The sequence below is a fragment of the Candidatus Pedobacter colombiensis genome (assembly GCA_029202485.1).
Taxonomy (GTDB): domain Bacteria; phylum Bacteroidota; class Bacteroidia; order Sphingobacteriales; family Sphingobacteriaceae; genus Pedobacter; species Pedobacter colombiensis.
Genome location: CP119313.1, coordinates 2,205,033 through 2,224,223, shown reverse-complemented (window position 1 = coordinate 2,224,223; position 19,191 = coordinate 2,205,033). Strand labels below are relative to the sequence as shown.

Here is a 19,191-nt window from a genome sequence, read left to right as displayed (position 1 = left end):
CTTTCTGCACTTAAAACTAATATAATACTACCTTACTTCCTTTTCGGTCATATCTGGCCTCATATTTAATATAACCCTGTTCAACCAGATCCCGCAAAACACGGTGATATGTGGCCGGCCCAGCTATTCTTGACAACCCCATAATTTCACTTCGTTTAATCCTTATGGGGCTTTGGTATCCGCTTTCCTTCCAAAACTGTAGCAACGAAACATAAAGGCAAATATGAGTTGGCCCGATCCTGGCATCCTGACTACTTGCCTTAAAAAAATCCCCCAACATTTCCATTTCTTTCATCCCCGGTGCACTTTTAAGGTAGTTCTTTTGGCTTTCGGTTCTTCTTTCAGACTAACCTCTTTTGCCTTATTGGACTTTTTTCCCTTCCCTAACATTTCAGGATTGATTTTCTCGCTATTAACATTAAGGAACTCTACACCCTGCTTCCCTGGTGCTGCCTGAACGAACAGCTTTTGTTTTATCCCGTTCACCATTCCATCAAACTGCACTTTTTCTCCATTATGAAGTTGCTTGATTTGCTCATGCTGTAGAAGCGGATTTGTCAGCTCTTTAACATTGTGAGTATTGAGCGCACCAGCGAGGTCATAACCGGTATTGATTTGTTTTACCCTATGGTTTCCCTGAGCATCTTTGTCGTTAAAATCCATCTGAAGCCATATGTCCTGTTGTCCCTTTTTTTCTGCAGGAAGAAACACCGCCCGGCCAGCCAATAAATTAAACGCTTTTCGTGGGTCAAGAACCATTTCCTCGCTAGGCATACTTATTTTGATATGCTGGTCAGGTTTCGCCTGATCTGTCAGTGAAGCTATATAATTATTAGGCTGAAAAATACCGGAGTTGTCCTTTTTAAAATTGATTGAATAACTGACAATCTTTCCATTCTCAATAAACTGCGAACCGTTGAGATTAAATTCATCCTTTCCTTGTTTCATCTTTAAATCAGCAAGTGGAGTAAGAATTTCCAGGTTTGCCTTTTTTAGAAAATCATTGACATGGCTGTGGTTCTGGGTTGCCTTGACAAAATCAACTCCCGCCTTTACCGGTGTCAGTACAACTAATTTTACAAAGCTCCGCAGTAGCCGAACAATGGCACTTGGATAAAGTTCTCTTAAAAGCTTTCTGCGCTCGGCATTAACCAGCCGCTTGTAAAGTCGTTCATCAACACTTAATTTTCCTTTCGTATTGTTCACCAGGCTGGTATATTCCTGCAATCGTTCCTGTTTATATATACGGTTATTGGCAGTATGGGAAGAGAACAGTGTCGCAAATCTTTGCTCCCTGTCCTTAATGGCCTTTAAACCTGCTTCAAACCTGTTCTCCTTCTCCATAACAATTCTCCTTTAGCTTTTAATTACCTCCTCACTGTTTGCCTACTTTTAGCCTTGGGTTGATTTTGTTTGACTCCCTGATTTTTACCCAATTCTTTCGCATCCTGCGTTATAGCCTGCTCCTGATTTTTTGCTTTCAGATTTGAATGTTCCCTTAACCTTTCTGGATTAAGATTTTCGTCATATCGGTTGATGGAGCCAAAACGCGGATTGGCGTCAATATACTTTTTCGTAGAATTTCCTTTCTTATCGAGGTAGTTGACCATTTGCCGGTTTCCTCTTTCTAGAGAATTTTTTACCTCCGATTTTGATTGGGGATAATTCAGCTCACGGATCGGTTCTTGTGAAAGGGCTTTTTCCAGATCGTAATTAAAATTCTTTTTTGTAAGGAAATCGCCATTCTCATCTTTTTCTGTAAAGTCCAGGTAATGCCAGGCCTTAAAAGTTATTACTTTACCTGCGTCATCTTTTTGTAATGACGGATATTCTCCGGTCTTTTCATTTTTTTTCTGAATAGGCAGGAATTCCTTGTGAACAGAACGCCCATCCAACATGTTGTAAGCCTCTTTCAGAGTGAATGAATTACCATAATAGTTTGTGAACTTTTTTGAAAACTGCTGTCCGTCTTCTTTGGTTAAAGTCAGATCAAAACTATTAAAGTAGTAATTTCCGTTTTCAGCTTTCTCGAAGTTCATTGCACCTTTCACCGCATCTTTTCCATAGGTCTTCTCAAAGGCTTTTTTAAAGATATCCTTGTCTTTAGCAATGCTTTTGACTAAATCTTCTTTAGTAATAATTTCACCAAAACCGCCATAAAAAATCTTATTAACGAGTTTTGCAATTGCTTCCTCTTCCATTGTTTTAATTTTTAAGTGAATTGAAATATTTAAAATTGGCTGGCTCCAACAATAATCTTATTGCTTAGCTTCAGCTGAAGGTGTCTGCCACCTTTTTTTTCCATTAGCTGGATAACCAGCTCTTTTTTATCAGGTATGGTAAATTTCTCTAAAGCAACCACCAGATTTTGTTTCGATTGCTCATGGATCACTGTAGCATTGCCATGAATAAGCACAGGTTTCTGTTCCAGTTCTTGTGAGGCGGTACGTTTGGTTTTCTTTTTGTCACGGATAAAGAAACGCAACTGTGCAATATCGTAGCTGATATTGCTGTTGTTTTGCATCTCCAATTGGTAATAAAGGATATTGTCTTTAATGTAAACTCCACTAAGCTTGATAGACACATTAAACTTACTATCCCGTGGTTTCCTTAATGTGCTTTTCTTTACTGAAACATATTCCGAAGCAGTCAGGATCTTTTGTTGATTATCCTGTGATGAAGTAAAAATAGCAATGGGTTCATAACCCATTGGCTTGTCAGCCAGTTCCAGGTTGAGAGTTGTTGGCTCACTTGAATAGTGGAGCAGGAAAGAATACAGAGAACCATCAGCGGTAATAATGGTCAGGTTAGTCTGTTTAAAACTATCAACACCAGCCTTTAACTGCAAAACATTTTCAACGCCTTTGGCTTTTTGCACCAACACTTCAGAACTTCCGCGATCTACACTTTTGATGGCATAAGGAAAGATCAGGCTGGTTGTTTTCTGGTAAGAAATAGCCAGTTGCAAAGGCTCGATCTTAGATTTACTGCCGGTCTGGAAGGTTGTGAGTTGCGCCTTGCTTTGTAGCGTGAACAGTGCAGCTACCATAATGAATAATACTTTTAGTTTTTTCATGACTGTATAATTTGAATTGGATTAATGTTAATCGGTTAATTGTTTTTGTTGAGCTTTTCATCCAGCAGCATCACCTGGTATCCGGCCTTCACCTGTACTTTCACCAGCTTAACTTTTTTGCTGAGCAGGTTTCGGGTCATTTCTATGCCGGCACTGGCAGCCTGGGCACCTAAAGATGGGTCAAGCGTGGTCATTCCAAACCCCTGAACGGTTCGTTCACCGCCTTGTTTGGCGACATCCCTGCCGATGGCTCCGGGGATATATATTCCCGCAAGACCGTCCATATCGTATACATTCAAGTCTACAGGGAATAGCATGTTTTCATTGCGGATACTGTTAATAGAAATGATAAGTCTTTCACCGCTTAAATTGGCGATCCCAAATACAAACTGATCTTTAGGGATGTATACGCCATTGATATAGACCGCATCTGTTAATCTTAGCTTGACAGTACTACCATTGACCAGGGTCTGTGTTTCATGAACAACCGCCTGAATAGCTATATTTGAAGTGGGTAGAGTTAAATCAGTACCATTATCCAACCCATAGAATCCATTTGCAAGCGTTCGGGCTTGAAATGTTTGCTTACCCGTTAGCATACTCACCGGGTCTGTAGCCTGAGATACCGCTACAGGGTAGACATTCCCTTTGTTGAGTTCAGAGGATTTTCTGATGCGTTGCTGCACGCGGTCAGGATGCTGAATGTCGAGAATACTTTCCAACACCCCGTGGATCTGTTTCATTTCCGGATCTTCATTGCCTGAACTGCTGTTCATCTTACCCATCAATTGCTCAAGCCGGTCTATGTCATTACCCATACCATAATCCTTTACCGTTGTCTTTTTAGGTGTTTCCTGCTGTTTAGCCTCATCAGGTGCTTGTTGCAAAGCAGCCTGCAGTGCATTTAATTTTGCATACACTTTGGTTTCGTTTCGGTCATAGGAATCAACACTGGTATTAAATCCAGATGATTTGTTGGTAGCCAGATTACCGGATGCAGATTGCAGCTCATTTGCTGCATCTTCAGGAAAGCCCATTTCCCGCTCATTGTAATAAGGGTCGTTTTTGAGCTGTTTTGTTCGCTCCAAAGAATCCTTTTCAGCCAGTGTATAGAACCCCATCTTATCCTGAGGGTCTACTTTGTTGTTTGCTACAGGCAGCTCGGCATTAAAACCTTGTTTTAAGCTACTTCCTTTCGCCTGGTTTCCTTTTCCACCACCCAATGTCCAGAACATCAGGGTGAGAAAGGGAAACACCAATACGGGCAATGCAATCAATAGCTTGCGTTGCTTTTCCTTTTTTTGAGTTTGTTGTACCATTTTTAAATTATTTATTGTGATTAATCAATTGCTCCAGCCTTGCTATGCTGTCCATTAGTCCGGGATGGTGTTTAAGAATACTATCGCGCTGCCTTCTCCCGGAATGAGTTGCACTGAGGCTATCCATGTAATTGCGGAACATCAAAATGTTATCGCGTATAGCTTCTTTGCTGTCTTTGGCTCCTGGGTTTACAACCACAGGACGAATGATATTATTCATTCCCGGGATCTTGTATCGAATGCTCCCGATCACTAAACCAATGATATAGGCCAGACTAAAGAGATAAATTCCAATCAGCACAACTTTTTTTGTACGCAGGGATATCTTTTCAGATTGAATGTTCAACCAGTCAGCCAGTCTCCTTTGATAGCCCGACAGCCACCTTTTAACAGGCTGCTCTTTAACAGGGTCGGTTATCTGATAACTTTTCCTGCGTTTAAATAAATTCATCATTGTCGTTGTTTTACGGATACATCATTGTTTTGTGTGATCTTCCAGTTCTCAATCAAAAAGCCATGCGGATTATGATCTGAGCGGCTTACGCTGCGCAGGAACCCTTCTGTGATCAGGTTTCTTCTCACAATGCTGGTGGCGCGGATAATCTCTAATGTTGCCACACAGCGGAACGGGTAAGGGTGATTATCTATATTGATCGCAATACTGTCGATATAAATGCGCTGACTGACGTTGCCCGAAATGATGTTGTTGTAATAGCTTTTTTCCTTCAGATTATCGTATTCGCGTTTGGCAGATTGGTCGGCCATATACATCGCCTTGCCTATGTTTTCCATGATCACTTTGTCATCAGGATCGAGATTGAAAAAATACTGGTGAAAGGTTTTGATATGATCTTTTGCCTCTACCTGAATATTATCTTTTCTTTCAGCAGCAAAGGCTTCAAGTGCTTTGCCATTCGCCAAAACATATACCTTATTTTGCATCGTAAGTACCAGCATAAAGCTTTTATAGATCGCAAAGCAGCAGATCACCACACAGCCTGTAATGACCAGCAGGGAAAACATTCGGATGTGCTTAAATGCGGTATCGATATTTTTTGTTTTCTTAAACATTTTCTTTCTCCTCGTTTGATTATTTATTAATTGTGCTTACACCTATGTCCGGTTATTTCCGCCAAGCTTATCGTGCATGTAGGCACCGGCATGACCGATAGCATTTCCGACACCTCCCGCAGCGCCTTTGCCTGTGGACTGTCCGCTTAAACCCTCGTTAAAGTGTTTGCCCATGTTAGCGATATTACCCGCAGCAGTACCTGCCATTCCCATTGCACTACTTGAAGATGTACTGAAGGTATTTGTGACTTTTTGCTGCAATGCGCCACCACCGGCTGCATGTACGATGTAGTTGGCGACTGTCGGTACAGTAGTATACCCAACGATTCCAATAAGTAGGAAGATCAGATAACCAATATCAGTGGAACTAAAAAAAGTATCACCTGCATCGTTTATCTGGCGGATGTCAAGCCTGATCATATTTTCCTGAATTTTGGCTATAACAGCTCCGAATATATTGGCAACCGGAAGCCAAAGAAAGATGTTGATATACCTTGCCAGCCATACGCTAAGGGTATGCTGAAAACCATCAAAAACGGCAAGCCCAAACACCAGCGGCCCCAAAACGGCCAGTATGATCAACTGAAATGTCCGCAAGGTATCTATACACAGAGAAGCTGCCTCAAATAACACATTCAGCACTTCGCTCATCCATTCTTTAATACTATTGCGGAAGTTGTAGGTTGCTTTGTCCATTGCAAAGCGTACATCATTCCCAACGCCTTCTATCCAGCCTTCATCTTCATCTCCATACGTATATTTATACCATTTTTCACGGCTTCCACTACCGTCAGGGCCAACATACATTTGCCACTTGCTGGTCTTTTTCATCGCTTCTTCTTTTTGTTTCAATAAAACTTTAATCGCATTGTTTGAGCCTTCAACCATTGCCGCAGTGCCGGAAACTGTAGGTTTCATGATGCCATTGATAATGCCGATCACTGCGGGAAACATGAGAATACAAAGGCCGATTGCAAATGGCCTTAACAGCGGATAAAAATCTATGGCTTCGGCATTAGCCAGGTGCTTCCATACCCGGGCAGCGATATACCATAACGCTGCAAAGCCTGCAATCCCCTGAGCAACCCCAATAAGCTGGCTGCATAATGGCAGCATTTCATCGTAGAGCTGTTCCAGCACACCATGCAAGCCATTGATCTCTTGAGCTACCTGGGCAGCACAAATCACCGGAGTAAGCAGTCCCAATACCGCAAGGATTGCGGTTCTCATTATTCTTTTCATATCGTTATTATTTTACTGCGTGAAGTTTTTGTGAATACCTGATATCGTTTTGTTCTTTTTCCCTTTGCAGGGTAAGAACCCCGGTCTGATTATTGAAAGAGCGCAGGAACATTACCTTGTCTTCCATGTCGGCATGTATACCGTCAATTGCTTTTAGGCGTTCATCATCACTCATGCGAAGCTGGCCGGCAGTAACAATCATGGTCAACTCTTCCAGGTTTCGCAGGCTGCTTTTAAACAACCTTTCATACACATTCGCCAGGTAGCTGATCTCATTGGGATTGAATACATCCACTTTTTTGAAATAAGCATAAGCAGCTTTATACTCTTTAACCAGCACGATCTGGTACTCGATGATCTGAACGACCTTGCGGTATTTTCGCACCTGAGGGCTTATGGCATAAAGTCCGTCAAGAAATGTTTTGTGTATGCTGAAATTTCCCTCAGAAATATCTTTGATCGTGCCATAACCGTTGCTGATGATCTGGTAGCCACTTTTAAGGTCGGAAAGGATCTGTTTGAATTGGGCCAGTTTTTCGATGTTGAGCGCAAGCTGTGCCAGCTCATCGGCTTGTGCCTTTGCTTTTACCATACTGCCGGCCATGATCACAGCCAGCAGGCAAATCTTTAATTTTATCATGATCTTATTTTTTGATGTTGTTTAAAATCCTGCTGTTTTCAATAGCAGTTTTGGCATCTGCCCGTGCTACAGCAAGCTGAACTGCACCGCTTCCAAAGTTTTCGGTGAAGGCATAATTTTGCTGCATTTCATTGTACAGCTTGTCTATCCGGGCGATCCGCTCGTCATCTTTCATTTCAAGCTTATTGGATGATGTAACTGCAATCAGCTCATCCAATATTGCTGCACAATCCTTTAACACCCTGTCGAAAACCGTGATCACATAATCCATTTCATTTGGCCCGAGGGTTTTTCGGTCACGAATCGTTTTGTTGTAATTCTTAGTGCTGCTAATGATCCTGGACTGCAAAACGATTATGCTGGCGATTTGCGGGTACTTGCGCACAGTCGGGTTAACGTTTTGGAGAGATGTGAAAAATTCATCATGCAGGTTAAATTCGCCTTTAGCAGCATCACCGATAAAGTTTAATCCTTCTTTAGCGATCTTATAAGTTTTCTGAACATGCGTGATATATACCTGCAGGGCAGCCACCTGTTCGATCAGGTATTTGGTTTGGGTTCTGCTCTGGTCAAATAGTTCTTCCCATGTCTGAGCCTTAGCTTTTGCAGTACTGAACAGGATCAGCAGTAAGAATATTTTGATTGTATTTTTCATGATTGTATTGTCTTGATGCGTATTTACCCTGGTCATGTATGGGAAGTCACAACTGTGATTGTTATTCACCCTGACCATGCCATATTGTTATCTTTTTATTCTTTGCTTTTTTTTCGGCAGGATTAGTTTTGCCTTTAATTGATCCCGCAACTGTTTCGCGGTAGGTAGTTCCTGTAAGGGCGGTTCAAATAATTCAATCGTATGGAAAGGCGCATTTATATTGGGCATCTTAAAACTCAGCGATAGCTGGTCAATTTTAATTTTGCTGTCCTTTATCGTCAAACTGCAAAAACAGGAAACGTAGTTCTCTTCCGGCCCGTTCCATATAGGATACCCGCTTATACTGAACTTGCTTATGGGTTTGTCCAGGGCATGGCCTTTGATTATATTTAGTCCATCAGCCACCTTTTCTGTATAATCGTGGTCTGGATAACTATAGAACTGGCAATACCCGTCCATTCCCATATCTTTAAGAGCATCTATTACTTCTGGTATTTCTTTAAAATCATCCATATCCACAATTATCTAATGCCGTAAAGGCGTTTCACATAGTCCCGCTCGTTTTCAGATTTGGCCCTGTTTAAGCTTAACATCATATTTTGGGTATTAAATTGGCGCAGGTCATCGTAATTTTCATCGACCCGCGAGGCAGCTTCATTAACCAGTTCGAGGCGTTTGGCATCGCTCATCTGTGTTTTCATACTGTTTATCACCAGCATCATCTGGTCTACATTTTTAATTGTTTCGTTCAGGATGCCGGTATATACTTTGCTCATGTACAGGATCTCATCAGCTGTGAAGTGTTTATCTTTTTTGATCAATCCCCATGTTCTTTCAAATTCTTTGACCAATAGGATTTGTTTTCGGGTGATTTCGCCTATACGCTGGTAATAGCTGATCGCAGCCTTAACTCGCCACAACTCGTCAAAATATTGCTGGTATTGCTCGCGTTGCCTGTCTGTCCATTCGCTGATCTCGGTAAGCTTCAGCTTTGACATGGCGTTTTCGATGACCTTTTGTGCATTTTGCAACCAGATCACTTTGTTTTGCTGGCGTTGGATAGCCAGATCCGCTGCCTTGATTGCTTTAATGACTGCCTGACGAATGATCTCCAGGAAAAAGGGAAAAGCCTGAGCCCGCTGCACAGGAAGTACCGTAAAAGCAAGGCAGAATGCCAACACCATATACCGGATGTGTTTTTTAATCGTTTTCATATCATGAGATTTATATTTTGACAAAGACCTCAACTGTTTTAACATCTGGATCGGAGTAGTCTTCCAGGTAAATAGTTTTCTGCAATGGGTCAAAAATCCAATACCGGCAACCTCCGATTTCAATGAGGTGTCCGTTCGAGTGCCAGCCATAAGTGGCAAGGCAGGTTTTTTCACCTAACAACTCCTGGTCCATATAGCTCGAATGGATAACTTTAAACAAGCTTCCAAATGGAACGATTGTTAAAACCTCGGTATACCTGAAATCAGGATCTTGTTTCGGGTATTGTTTGTGATAAGTACCCTTAATAGCATTTAGACTTTGCGCATGTTGGCTGGCATATTTGAATGCCACTTGCAGGATAATTTGTATCCTCTTCCATAAATTTTCCTTTTTCATAACATCACTTTTTTTCTTTACCATTTCTTATATCGGCAGCCATTGCTGCAATGCCTTTGCGGATGTCGCCACCAAATTTCTCTGCATACTCCGTCAGCTTAACTTTTTCAGTTTGCTCAGTGGTGTAGGCCAGATATTCTTCAAGGCTTACCTCTGTACGGTACACTTTGCTCTGCATCCCCCCAAGGCTGATAAATACTTCTTTATATTTTTTTGTAGGATCGTTCGATTTGTTGACGGACAGCACCAATGCCTTTTCTTTTTCAGTAAGACCAAGCAGCTCCTGGATCTGCTCAAACTTGTTTTGGTACTTGCTTTGGTCAAGTAATATCTTGCAGTCAGAATTATTGATGATGGCCTGTTTTACTACAGGAGAGGAAATAATATCCTCCACTTCCTGTGTTACCACGATAGCCTCTCCAAAGAATTTTCTTACTGTTTTAAAGAGGTACTTGATGTACTCAGCGAAACCTTCTTTCATTAATGCTTTCCAGGCTTCTTCGATCAATATCATTTTACGCAAACCTTTCATTTTGCGCATCTTGTTGATAAAAACCTCCATAATAATGATGGTCACGACCGGGAATAAAATCGGGTGATCCTTAATGTTATCGAGCTCAAACACAATAAATCTTTCCTGTAATAGATTGAGATTCTCAGTAGCGTTAAGCAGGTAGTCAAATTCGCCACCTTTGTAGTAAGGACGCAGTACATACAGAAAGTTATTGATGTCAAAATCCTTTTCTTTCACCAAGTCTTGAGCCAGCACCGGCACATAGTCATTTTTCAGGTAGGTATAAAAGCTGTCAAAGCATGGGAAAATATCAGGTTGCTTATCCAGCATCGCATAATAGCCGCTGATGGCATTGGAGAGTGCTACATATTCAGAGCGTTTAAATTCCTCATCATCTTTTTTCCAGAGTGCCAGCAGCAAGGTCTTGATGCTTTCTTTTTTTTCAGTATCAAGCGAATCACCTTCTCCGATATAAAATGGATTAAACCTGATCGGGTTGGCTTCTGAATAGGTGAAGTAATAACCATTGACCATATCACACAATCCTTTGTAAGAGTGCCCTACATCTACCAATACGATATGTGTGCCTTGCTCGTAGTAACTGCGCACCATGTGGTTGGTAAAAAAGGATTTACCGCTTCCGGATGGACCAAGTATAAACTTGTTCCTGTTGGTGCATATGCCCATTTTTATGGGTTCATCGCTGATGTCTACATGAACAGGCTTACCGGTAAGCCGATCACCCAAACGAATACCAAAGGGGCTTAATGAGCTGCGATAGCCTGTTTCCAGGTTCAAAAAGCAGGTGGCCAGTTCAACAAATGTATCGAAGGTGTCGTTCATGGGAAAGTCAGCCGCATTGCCGGGAATCCCAGCCCAGAAGATTTGAGGGGCACCTACGGTTTCCTGTTTGGATACAGCATCCATTTGTGCCAGCGCAGAGGATACCATGTTTTTCAGGTCTTTGAGCTCTTCTTTTTCATCGGTCCATACCAGCACATTAAAATGTGCTTTTACCGGAAGACGTTGCTGGCTGATCGCTTCGTTCAGAAAATCATTGGTCGCATCCCTGGCTATGGTGTTTTCACGGCTGTATGCGGAGAGCGATTGCAAGCGCAGCCGTTTACTCTCCAGCTTTTGAATCGTTTTTTGCGCATCCTCGATAAAAATGTATTGGCTATAAATATGGTTGCAGGGTAGTAGCTGGCCCAATGTGCAGGCAAATCCAACGCTGAATTTTGTTCTATCTGTAGAATACCTATCATAGTTAATCCTACTGCCGCACAATGCTGGCAAGTCGGCAGCATCGCCAAGGGTGTACAACTGGCAATGTTTATCGCCCACCTGTAAGCCTTCATCAAAGGCGATATCCCGCATCACAAAATCATTGCTGTTTTCTGACAGGAAATAATACTGTTCAATTAATCCAAGCTTGCGGCTGTGGCTTCGCAATTCTTTTTCTCTCAGCCGTATTAGCTGCACAAATCCGCTGTCTTCGATGATGCGTTTGAACTGGCCTACGCAATCCAGAAAGTCTTGTAAAAGCTGTGGTTTTAATGTTTCCTGTGGTACAATGGACTTACGCAGCAGGTTGGAGAATAACGAGGTAGTTGCTTTTCTGCCTGCAGGCTTTTTGGTCAATAAGATATAACAGCTATGCTGTAGAAATGGCCGTTCATTAAAAAAACGCTCGCTGCTACGGCTCAAGAAGCTCGTATCTTCTTTCGTAAAGTCAGGTTGATGCTTGCTTTGTACAAACCAATCCTGCTTACAGAAAACGCTGTATTTAGGCAGCACCTTGATCGCTTTGATCCATGCCTGGTGAAAGGCTTCATACTCCTGATCAGAGAGCGTAAATATTTCAGGCAGTTCTGCCTTAAAAGCAACGGTTATATCCCCTTGTTTAGACAGGATGCAGTCATGTTCTACATCCATTATTGGTAAAATTTCATCCAACACTTTTTCCATCACACTTTATTTACACACTATTTATACTCTTCAACCTTGTCCTTACCGTTCACATCTTTTTACTCAGATGCCTTTGCGTTTGCTGCGCCCGGTTCGTTTCTTTTGTGATTGCTTCACCTGATGTCTATTTTTATTTGCATTTTCCTTAATTAGTATCAGTAAACCTGTTTCTTTCCAGGGAATGGTTCTTGCCTGATGGAGTTCTTTTAAAGGCGTATTCATTAATAATTCGGTGACATGACATCCGGTTTTTCTAGCATATCCAACAGGATCAAGTAGTTTCGGTATTGGAATTTCAATAAATAAAAGATCTTTGGGGATGGTGGTCATCTTTTCTGGATCTATTTCTCTAGCCCGATGTGTTTTGGGATCATAAGTAAATACGTACGTATCGCCATCACGATATTGATACTCTTCAATTTCAGAGATACTGATCCCCATTGTCGAAAAGTCATCCTTTGGACGTAAACGATCACAGCGGATGTCCACGTAGAATAAATGACCGGCAATATCAATAGTAGGTAACTTGCCTTTCATTCTCATCGCTAAAACTTCTTGATCTACTATTACCTCAAAGTCTGTTTTGCCTGATACCTCTTGTAAAGTCTTTCCATATTTGGCAGCCATACCAGCGGGATCGAGTTCAACCATATGAGGTACTTGTATCAATTCAATTTCTGGCTTATAAAGGCGATTCCATTCAGGAAGATTTTTTGTTAAAGGGTCATAACTAAAGCCGTAACCCTCTTCATTGTATCGCATGTCAGCAAAAGCTATGGTGTTATCCGGATTACCCGCTTCCTTAAGTTCGCCTTTTTGCACATCCACCAGGAAGGAGGTTCCGTTGATTTCGTGTATAGGTAATTGCGTTTCCATTGCTATTTTGTTTGAACCGATGAGTTCGGTTTGATAAATACTTTTCTGCTGGTTACTTTAATTGATTTTGGAACCATCTTTCGCGCCATCGCTTTCATCAAGCCATGTTCTCCATATTTATTGCTCATTGCATAAATCTGCGTACCTAAAAAAGTCCCTATTGCGGCAATAGTTGCAATGCAGATGTAGGGCGGCAAGCCTATGATATACATGAAGGCGAATAAGATGAGCAACACTATTATCCCGCCTCCTAAATACCAGATGTATTGTGCCCGTAAGCCTTTAAACTGGATGCTTTGGTTTATCCCTTTGTTGATCTGATACACACTGTTTGTCATAGCTTCGATTTTTAAAGCAGGTAATCATGTACCTGGGCAATCACTGCGTAGCGCAGGAAGCGGTTATCTTCGTTGGCCTCTGAAAACTCAGCGTTTTGAAAGATTTCCTGACAGGCATCTATCAGGTTAACCAGCTCATAAGTGAGCACACCAGCCTCACTGAACTTGTTATATTCATCTGGAAATTCTTCTTCCAGTATATTTTTCAGGTATAAGAATTTTGAAGGCCGGAGTTCCGCTGTCATTTCCTGTAGCGCAAGTTCTTCAATGTCGTAAGGCGTTCTGCCTTCTTGGATCAGGCTTTTTACCATCGCCATCGTTACTGCGACCTTATCACTGATATAGGTGGTCAGCGAAAAATTCTCCTGAAGCTTTAACAGCAGTTCAGGGTTATGGCTTACGATGTAATCGTGCAGTTTTTGTTGAAGTATAGCTTCCATTTCCACCAGTTCTATATGCCGAAAAATGAACGGATCACTGTAGCAACTATGACCAAAAACACACAGCTACCAAACCACGCGCTTGCTACTTTGCTCGTGTCGGGATCTCCGTTATTCCACTTCTGATAAACCTTGATTGCCCCGATCAGGCCCAGAATAGCGCCAATAGCATACATCAGATTAGTGCCTGAGTTGAAGTAGCTGCGTACTTCTCTGTTGGCAGCGTCAATGCCGTCATTGCCACCCTGACCATAACTTGTGAGGATAGCCAGTAACAGCAATCCTGTAAGCAATCCTTTTTTTGAAATTCTGTTTGTAGAAATTTCCCTTCTCATCTTTATCCTCTTCATCTTCGTTTCTATTAAAATTTCCTTGTTAAAAAAGGGAGGGCAACCTCCTGAACCACATTCCCCATCCTCACTCTGGCTGCCCTTTCCCTTATGCCCGGTTTCTCCTACATCACCTATGAAACCCTACACCAATTTTTACCGGACAATACTTTAGCGGGGCAGATTATCCCATGCCGCTTCCAGTTCCTCCTCACTAAAATCCGCCCCGCAATTTTCTTTTGCTTTTTCTATAATGAAATTATTCAGGGCATAGCGGTAGCCGGGGCGACTTAACCCGCCAAAGCTTGCAACTCTTGTCTGAAGCTGCTCAAGCAGCTCCTGTTTGGTTGCCTTTTTTCCCGGCTCCAGTATGCTATGCTCTATATCGTACACCGTGCTTTCCAGATGATCCATCAGCTCACCCTGTGAATCTTCAGGCGCATCCTGCGCGTTGTTTTCCAATTCTTCTTCAGGGTATTCTTCATTCCCTTGTCTTGCTGACTTTATCTTTTTGGATAAGTCCTTTCTGAAATACAGCAGGAACACCACTGTATAATAAATCGCGGCCAGTACCACCATCGCTAAGAGGTATTGAGGCCAGGTAATGTTTGTTAGTAGCTCTTTCATGGTTTTATTTTTTTATCGTTTATCACATTGAACGATACAAAGTTGGTGCAGGCTGAAAGGCTTTTTTTACACCGCAGCAGGAGTACCAAAAAAATATTTTCAGGAAATTTTACGGATGAATTTCTTACTCAGAAAGTAGTGTTGTATGCGCCAGATCCCTTGTCATTCAAGCTAAATTGGCGCTGATATACACATGTAGGTAAAGGATGGCTATACAAAAATGCCGGCAGTAAAATTTACACTATGGATGGAGTACCATTTTTTAAAAATTAGGGACTAAAAATTCTCCATTTTTCATTTAGCGCATAAAGCATAAAAAAAGCGGGTGATTTTAACCACCCGCCTCCAAAAGAATATTTAAGCTGATTGCTGTAATTAGAATAAAAGATCAGGATCATCCATTCTTTTGATCAAACTTTCTCTGACAGCATCCAGGTATGCCGTTCTGTTCTTTTTCCTCAGTCGCATACTCTGAAAGGTGCGATAGAAATTGCCGGTCTTTACTTTGAAAGCAATTTCTAAGATGCTTATGATTTGCTGAACCTGACACCTACCACTATTGATAGACCCCCTAGAATGAAGGGCATAAGCCAGTTCGATTAGGTCAGACTTGCTGTCTGTCCATACAACCGCATCTTTCTTTGTATCCGGTGTACTAACCGGAGCGTCAGGACCTCTTTTCAGATATTCGATTTCTCGCCCTAAGAGGTCGTTTACTTTCTCAAAGGCCATGAGCTTTGATAGTACTGCGCTGCTTTTGGTAGAAAAGGTAGTGTCCAGATCAACGCTGTATTGCGGGTATAAAGACTGATGAATGGAACTTCTAAGAAAAAACCGCTCATCTTCCTCTGTATAGCCTAAGTTATAATAACTGTGTAGCAGCTGATGATGGTCAATAAACTCACTGTTTCGGTCGATTATCTTTCGCAAATAAGCTACCAATGTATCGTTATCTCCAATGGGCTTCCGGCTTTCAATAGCAGTTAGTTCACCAAAGTAAATCAGCAGGTGATAAAACCTCGGCTTGATCTCTTTGAAAAAATGGATCTCTTCTTCGATGCTGGTAAACTCATAAACTTTGATAAAGTCCTTTAGCTTGTGCAGTGCATCGTTTACGATCTCAAAACTGTTTCTTGCCTTAAGTGCTTCCCGCTCCGGCCTGATGGTTACCTGATCCAGGGCATGCTCCATCTCATCTTGTAATTGGTTGGCAAATTGTATCATAGCTGTATAGGGTTGATTCTGATTGAGTCAAAGTTGCATTAGGCTATGATTATTAAAAGAATATGCTTGCGGTCCAATTGCTCGAATCACTTCAAAACACAGTTGAAGTATTTCATTTTCAATTGAAGTATTACAAAAGTCACGCAGCAGTGAGAATAGTCTACCGGAATTTATTGAATTTATCTTGCATAATTTTCAGAAAGTTCAAAACAGGGGGGAGATTTCCCCCCTGTTTTGAAAATATCGAAGGAAAAGATATGTTTTGTATATCTCCTCCAATAGATTTACCTATATGAACCTATGGAACTCTACTCGAATTGCTTATGTCGAAGATCAGAAAGGTGTACGGGAGTCCGTCTGTGACTTTCTTGATTCAAAAGGAAATACACATGTGATTTATAGTACAGATAATGGGAATGACCTCATTAATTACCTACATGAAACGGTTCCATTACCAAATATCTGCATCATTGATATATCCATGCCTAAGATGGATGGACTGACACTTCTTAAAAAGATCAGGAAAACATTTGGTAAAAGTCTGCCTTGTCTGATATACACCATGCACCACAACGAGCAAACGATTATGAAGGCTTTACATCTTGGTGCTAATGGATACCTGTCTAAGCAGTATGGCTATGAAGAGCTGTACCAGGCTGTTGTTGCTATTGCAACTACCGGCTTTGCCTACACCAAAGATGCAGATGTCAACATGTTTGAAAGCATAATGAACCATAAAACCAAAGTATTCAACCTTTCGGAAAAAGAAAGGCAGTTCATCAAACACGCGGGGTCTGATCTGTCTTACCCTGAAATTGCAAGGCTTATGAATATAAGTGCCAAGACAGTAGAAAACTATCGAAGCAAGTGTTTTAAAAAACTCAATGTGAGCACCAGGGTCGGCCTGACGCTTGAAGCAATTAAGCTTGGCATCATCAACATTTAACCAATCTAACACATACAGACATGAAACTAATTTATCTACTCAGCACACTGACATTTTTAGCAGCCTGCAATTCACCACAAGAAAAAAACGGTACTGTTAAAAGAACAACCACCTCATCCCGGCAAGAAGTGCCCGGTGATTGTTTTATTCCCCGAGATTCCGCGGACAGGATGACGGCAAGCTACATTGCAAGTTACAGTTCAGAACGACCCGATACATTACTTTCCTGGTCCATAGATGCAGAAGCGTTGCGCCAATACCTTACTGATACTCATATTAAAGAGGTGAAGATCGCACTTGGACATACCTTGCCCTATGTCAATTCAGGTAAATTCGGCATCCCTACGGGTTTCTCATCAACGGCTTTAACTATTGTGGTAACAGGCATAAATGATGCAGGCCATACTGTTTATTACAATTCAAATTATGCCCTTGATCGGGCCAAACCATGTCCGCCAATCTGTTTCTGATTCAACCATGTTATTGAATTTTATCCTTTACGGTGTTTACCTGCTATGCTTGCTGATCGTCATCTGGCTGGGAGCTGTACGCCTGCGAATAATGGAACAACCGGCAAGGATATTCTATGTTTTAATCTTAATCAGTTTTGTTAGTGAGCTTACAGCATCGGGAATTGAATACTTCATAGGCGACAATCATAATGTTTATAATGTCACTGACATTATTCAAATGTTTACAGTCTGCCTGTATTTTACCGCCTGCTTAAAAAAGTGGTGGATAGTCGCGCTTGGCTATTTTTCAATCGCTTTCGGGGTCTATGATTACTTTTGGCTTCAACAGGAAGATCTGATCAACAATTATTTCCTGTTGTGGTGTGGAATTGTCGTGATCAGCCTTTGCTTGTATATGATGGTTTTCTTATCCCATAGAGAGGGGCACGAAAAGCTGACCCGCTTCGCTCATTTCTGGTTTTCGGCAGCTTTGATGTTTTACTGGACAGTTGACCTGCTGAATTCGCAAGTATTCAATTCGGCTGCAGAATTAAATAAAGATTACGCTGCCATGCTTAATGCGATGCATATTGTCACCAATATCATTGCCTATGGAATTATAGGCTTTGGGTTTTGGTGCTTGCCCAAGTTAATTCAGTAAGGAATGTACATACCAGAACGCACCATATTGTTATTTTTTGTTGCTTTTACATTAATCCTGCTTTTGCTTACCGGAGCATTTATCTATATGGTTTATTCGTTCCGCAATCGGAAAAACCAGAGATATGGCACACAGAGTCTTTTGTTAATTGAAGGACAAAAGGACAAAATCAATGAATATGAACGCTGGATTAACGAACTATCCAGGCACCTACACGATGACATTCAGCAACAAGCGGTATTGATCAGCAATGCTTTGAACAGTACTCGAATGAACCTGTTAAAAGTTGCTCCTTCAGCTTTACCAGAACTGGTCGAATCAATCAATAAGATCGATGTCCTCGTTGAAAAGATCACATCCATAAACCAGTCCATTAACCTTGAATATATCCGGTCTCAAAGTTTGTTAAGCCTGGTTAAAGACCAGCTGGTCCTGATCATGGAAGAGACAGATATCGACTATATGGTAGAGTGCGAGATCGAGCCAATTCTAACGGATGAGGTAAAAATCATCCTGTATCGCATTGCCAGCGAAGCCATCAGCAATATTGCTCAACATGCAATGGCTTCAACAATTATCATATCCATTTCAGCAAAAGATGGTTGCTTTTGTATGTCTATTGAAGACAATGGAATAGGCTTGAACCAGGAAAAAATCTACGGAGCGCCAACCTACGGAATCCCCAACATGCGTAGCAGGGCAGCACTTATCAATGCCACACTTGAAATAAAATCCGAAAAATTTAGGGGAACGAAAGTAGTACTCGAAATAAAGGACGTGGTATGAAGGCAGCACACAATCATATCATCATTATCATGGAGTATATTGAAGCTAATCTACATGAAAGCCTTTCTATCGAAAGAATTGCTGAGCAGTTTAATCTTAGCCCCTCAACATTACAAAGACGCTTTAAAAAGCAATACAAAGTGCCCATGCACAAGTTTATTCTGCAACAACGTATGGATAAGGCTATGGAGATGCTAAAAGAAGGAAGCCACAGTATTGCAGATGTGCGGCTAAATGTAGGATATCATGATCCGGCCAATTTTACCACAGCCTTTATAAAGTACTTTCATGTTTCCCCCAGCCATGTTTCAAAAAGTCCAAATGACACAGAATGAAAGTGTCTACAATTTTAGAATTGACATTTTTTCACAACTTTTTGCAACGAAATCACAACTTTTTGACCGGAAATAACAACT

The 19,191-nt window shown here is 41.5% G+C and carries 25 protein-coding genes; 5 read left to right on the top strand and 20 right to left on the bottom strand.

The annotated features are described in order from the left end of the window. Positions 1-16: 16 nt before the first annotated feature. From P0Y49_09475 to P0Y49_09380, 20 genes are all read right to left on the bottom strand, one after another. Positions 17-295 (bottom strand): hypothetical protein, encoded by a 279-nt coding sequence (locus P0Y49_09475; GenBank protein ID WEK21370.1) that lies wholly within the window; start codon positions 293-295, stop codon positions 17-19. Further along, entirely contained in the window at positions 292-1,344 is a 1,053-nt protein-coding gene (locus P0Y49_09470; protein WEK21369.1) for a hypothetical protein, read from the bottom strand. Before P0Y49_09470 ends, P0Y49_09475 begins: the two co-directional genes overlap by 4 nt. Positions 1,345-1,367: 23 nt before the next feature. Further along, the gene (locus tag P0Y49_09465) at positions 1,368-2,201 is read right to left on the bottom strand and encodes a hypothetical protein (protein ID WEK21368.1); all 834 of its coding nucleotides are present in this window, start codon (positions 2,199-2,201) and stop codon (positions 1,368-1,370) included. Between the two features lie 29 nt (positions 2,202-2,230). Beyond that, a complete protein-coding gene (traN, locus tag P0Y49_09460) occupies positions 2,231-3,076 on the bottom strand; it encodes a conjugative transposon protein TraN (GenBank protein ID WEK21367.1) in 846 nt (281 codons plus the stop codon). A 35-nt stretch (positions 3,077-3,111) separates the two neighbouring features. Further along, on the bottom strand, positions 3,112-4,395 hold the full coding sequence (traM, locus tag P0Y49_09455; protein ID WEK21366.1) for a conjugative transposon protein TraM: 1,284 nt from the start codon (positions 4,393-4,395) through the stop codon (positions 3,112-3,114). Between the two features lie 7 nt (positions 4,396-4,402). Continuing rightward, the gene (locus P0Y49_09450; protein WEK21365.1) at positions 4,403-4,849 is read right to left on the bottom strand and encodes a hypothetical protein; all 447 of its coding nucleotides are present in this window, start codon (positions 4,847-4,849) and stop codon (positions 4,403-4,405) included. Continuing rightward, complete coding sequence (gene traK / locus P0Y49_09445) at positions 4,846-5,466, bottom strand: conjugative transposon protein TraK (GenBank protein ID WEK21364.1); 621 nt, start codon at positions 5,464-5,466, stop codon at positions 4,846-4,848. The genes P0Y49_09450 and traK overlap by 4 nt, the downstream gene beginning before the upstream one ends. Positions 5,467-5,508: 42 nt before the next feature. After that, on the bottom strand, positions 5,509-6,708 hold the full coding sequence (traJ, locus tag P0Y49_09440; GenBank protein WEK21363.1) for a conjugative transposon protein TraJ: 1,200 nt from the start codon (positions 6,706-6,708) through the stop codon (positions 5,509-5,511). A 7-nt stretch (positions 6,709-6,715) separates the two neighbouring features. Then, complete coding sequence (locus tag P0Y49_09435) at positions 6,716-7,348, bottom strand: TerB family tellurite resistance protein (GenBank protein WEK21362.1); 633 nt, start codon at positions 7,346-7,348, stop codon at positions 6,716-6,718. A gap of 4 nt (positions 7,349-7,352) precedes the next feature. Then, on the bottom strand, positions 7,353-8,003 hold the full coding sequence (locus tag P0Y49_09430) for a hypothetical protein (protein WEK21361.1): 651 nt from the start codon (positions 8,001-8,003) through the stop codon (positions 7,353-7,355). An 87-nt stretch (positions 8,004-8,090) separates the two neighbouring features. Then, a complete protein-coding gene (locus P0Y49_09425) occupies positions 8,091-8,516 on the bottom strand; it encodes a hypothetical protein (protein ID WEK21360.1) in 426 nt (141 codons plus the stop codon). An 8-nt stretch (positions 8,517-8,524) separates the two neighbouring features. After that, positions 8,525-9,217 (bottom strand): conjugal transfer protein TraI, encoded by a 693-nt coding sequence (locus P0Y49_09420; protein WEK21359.1) that lies wholly within the window; start codon positions 9,215-9,217, stop codon positions 8,525-8,527. A gap of 10 nt (positions 9,218-9,227) precedes the next feature. Next, a complete protein-coding gene (locus P0Y49_09415; protein WEK21358.1) occupies positions 9,228-9,614 on the bottom strand; it encodes a hypothetical protein in 387 nt (128 codons plus the stop codon). A gap of 4 nt (positions 9,615-9,618) precedes the next feature. Then, positions 9,619-12,096: a TraG family conjugative transposon ATPase gene (locus tag P0Y49_09410; protein ID WEK21357.1), complete on the bottom strand. Its 2,478-nt coding sequence runs from the start codon at positions 12,094-12,096 to the stop codon at positions 9,619-9,621. A gap of 63 nt (positions 12,097-12,159) precedes the next feature. Next, on the bottom strand, positions 12,160-12,972 hold the full coding sequence (locus P0Y49_09405; GenBank protein WEK21356.1) for a hypothetical protein: 813 nt from the start codon (positions 12,970-12,972) through the stop codon (positions 12,160-12,162). A 2-nt stretch (positions 12,973-12,974) separates the two neighbouring features. Beyond that, positions 12,975-13,310 carry a DUF4133 domain-containing protein gene (locus P0Y49_09400; GenBank protein ID WEK21355.1) on the bottom strand — a complete coding sequence of 112 codons (336 nt, stop codon included), beginning with the start codon at positions 13,308-13,310 and terminating at the stop codon, positions 12,975-12,977. An 11-nt stretch (positions 13,311-13,321) separates the two neighbouring features. Then, positions 13,322-13,750 carry a hypothetical protein gene (locus tag P0Y49_09395; protein WEK21354.1) on the bottom strand — a complete coding sequence of 143 codons (429 nt, stop codon included), beginning with the start codon at positions 13,748-13,750 and terminating at the stop codon, positions 13,322-13,324. An 11-nt stretch (positions 13,751-13,761) separates the two neighbouring features. Beyond that, the gene (locus P0Y49_09390; protein WEK21783.1) at positions 13,762-14,085 is read right to left on the bottom strand and encodes a DUF4134 domain-containing protein; all 324 of its coding nucleotides are present in this window, start codon (positions 14,083-14,085) and stop codon (positions 13,762-13,764) included. 165 nt (positions 14,086-14,250) lie between these two features. Further along, entirely contained in the window at positions 14,251-14,706 is a 456-nt protein-coding gene (locus P0Y49_09385; GenBank protein WEK21353.1) for a hypothetical protein, read from the bottom strand. Between the two features lie 375 nt (positions 14,707-15,081). Further along, positions 15,082-15,930 (bottom strand): RteC domain-containing protein, encoded by an 849-nt coding sequence (locus P0Y49_09380; GenBank protein WEK21352.1) that lies wholly within the window; start codon positions 15,928-15,930, stop codon positions 15,082-15,084. A 292-nt stretch (positions 15,931-16,222) separates the two neighbouring features. On the opposite strand from P0Y49_09380, the gene P0Y49_09375 reads away from it, so the two are divergent. From P0Y49_09375 to P0Y49_09355, 5 genes are read left to right on the top strand one after another with little or no spacing between them, the layout of a single operon-like run. After that, complete coding sequence (locus tag P0Y49_09375; protein WEK21351.1) at positions 16,223-16,876, top strand: response regulator transcription factor; 654 nt, start codon at positions 16,223-16,225, stop codon at positions 16,874-16,876. Between the two features lie 20 nt (positions 16,877-16,896). Next, positions 16,897-17,346, top strand: a complete 450-nt coding sequence (locus P0Y49_09370; protein WEK21350.1) for a hypothetical protein — start codon at positions 16,897-16,899, stop codon at positions 17,344-17,346. Positions 17,347-17,353: 7 nt separating this feature from the next. Beyond that, complete coding sequence (locus P0Y49_09365; protein ID WEK21349.1) at positions 17,354-17,989, top strand: hypothetical protein; 636 nt, start codon at positions 17,354-17,356, stop codon at positions 17,987-17,989. A 3-nt stretch (positions 17,990-17,992) separates the two neighbouring features. After that, entirely contained in the window at positions 17,993-18,775 is a 783-nt protein-coding gene (locus P0Y49_09360; protein ID WEK21348.1) for an ATP-binding protein, read from the top strand. Beyond that, positions 18,772-19,110 (top strand): AraC family transcriptional regulator, encoded by a 339-nt coding sequence (locus tag P0Y49_09355; GenBank protein WEK21347.1) that lies wholly within the window; start codon positions 18,772-18,774, stop codon positions 19,108-19,110. The genes P0Y49_09360 and P0Y49_09355 overlap by 4 nt, the downstream gene beginning before the upstream one ends. The last annotated feature ends 81 nt before the right edge of the window (positions 19,111-19,191 follow it).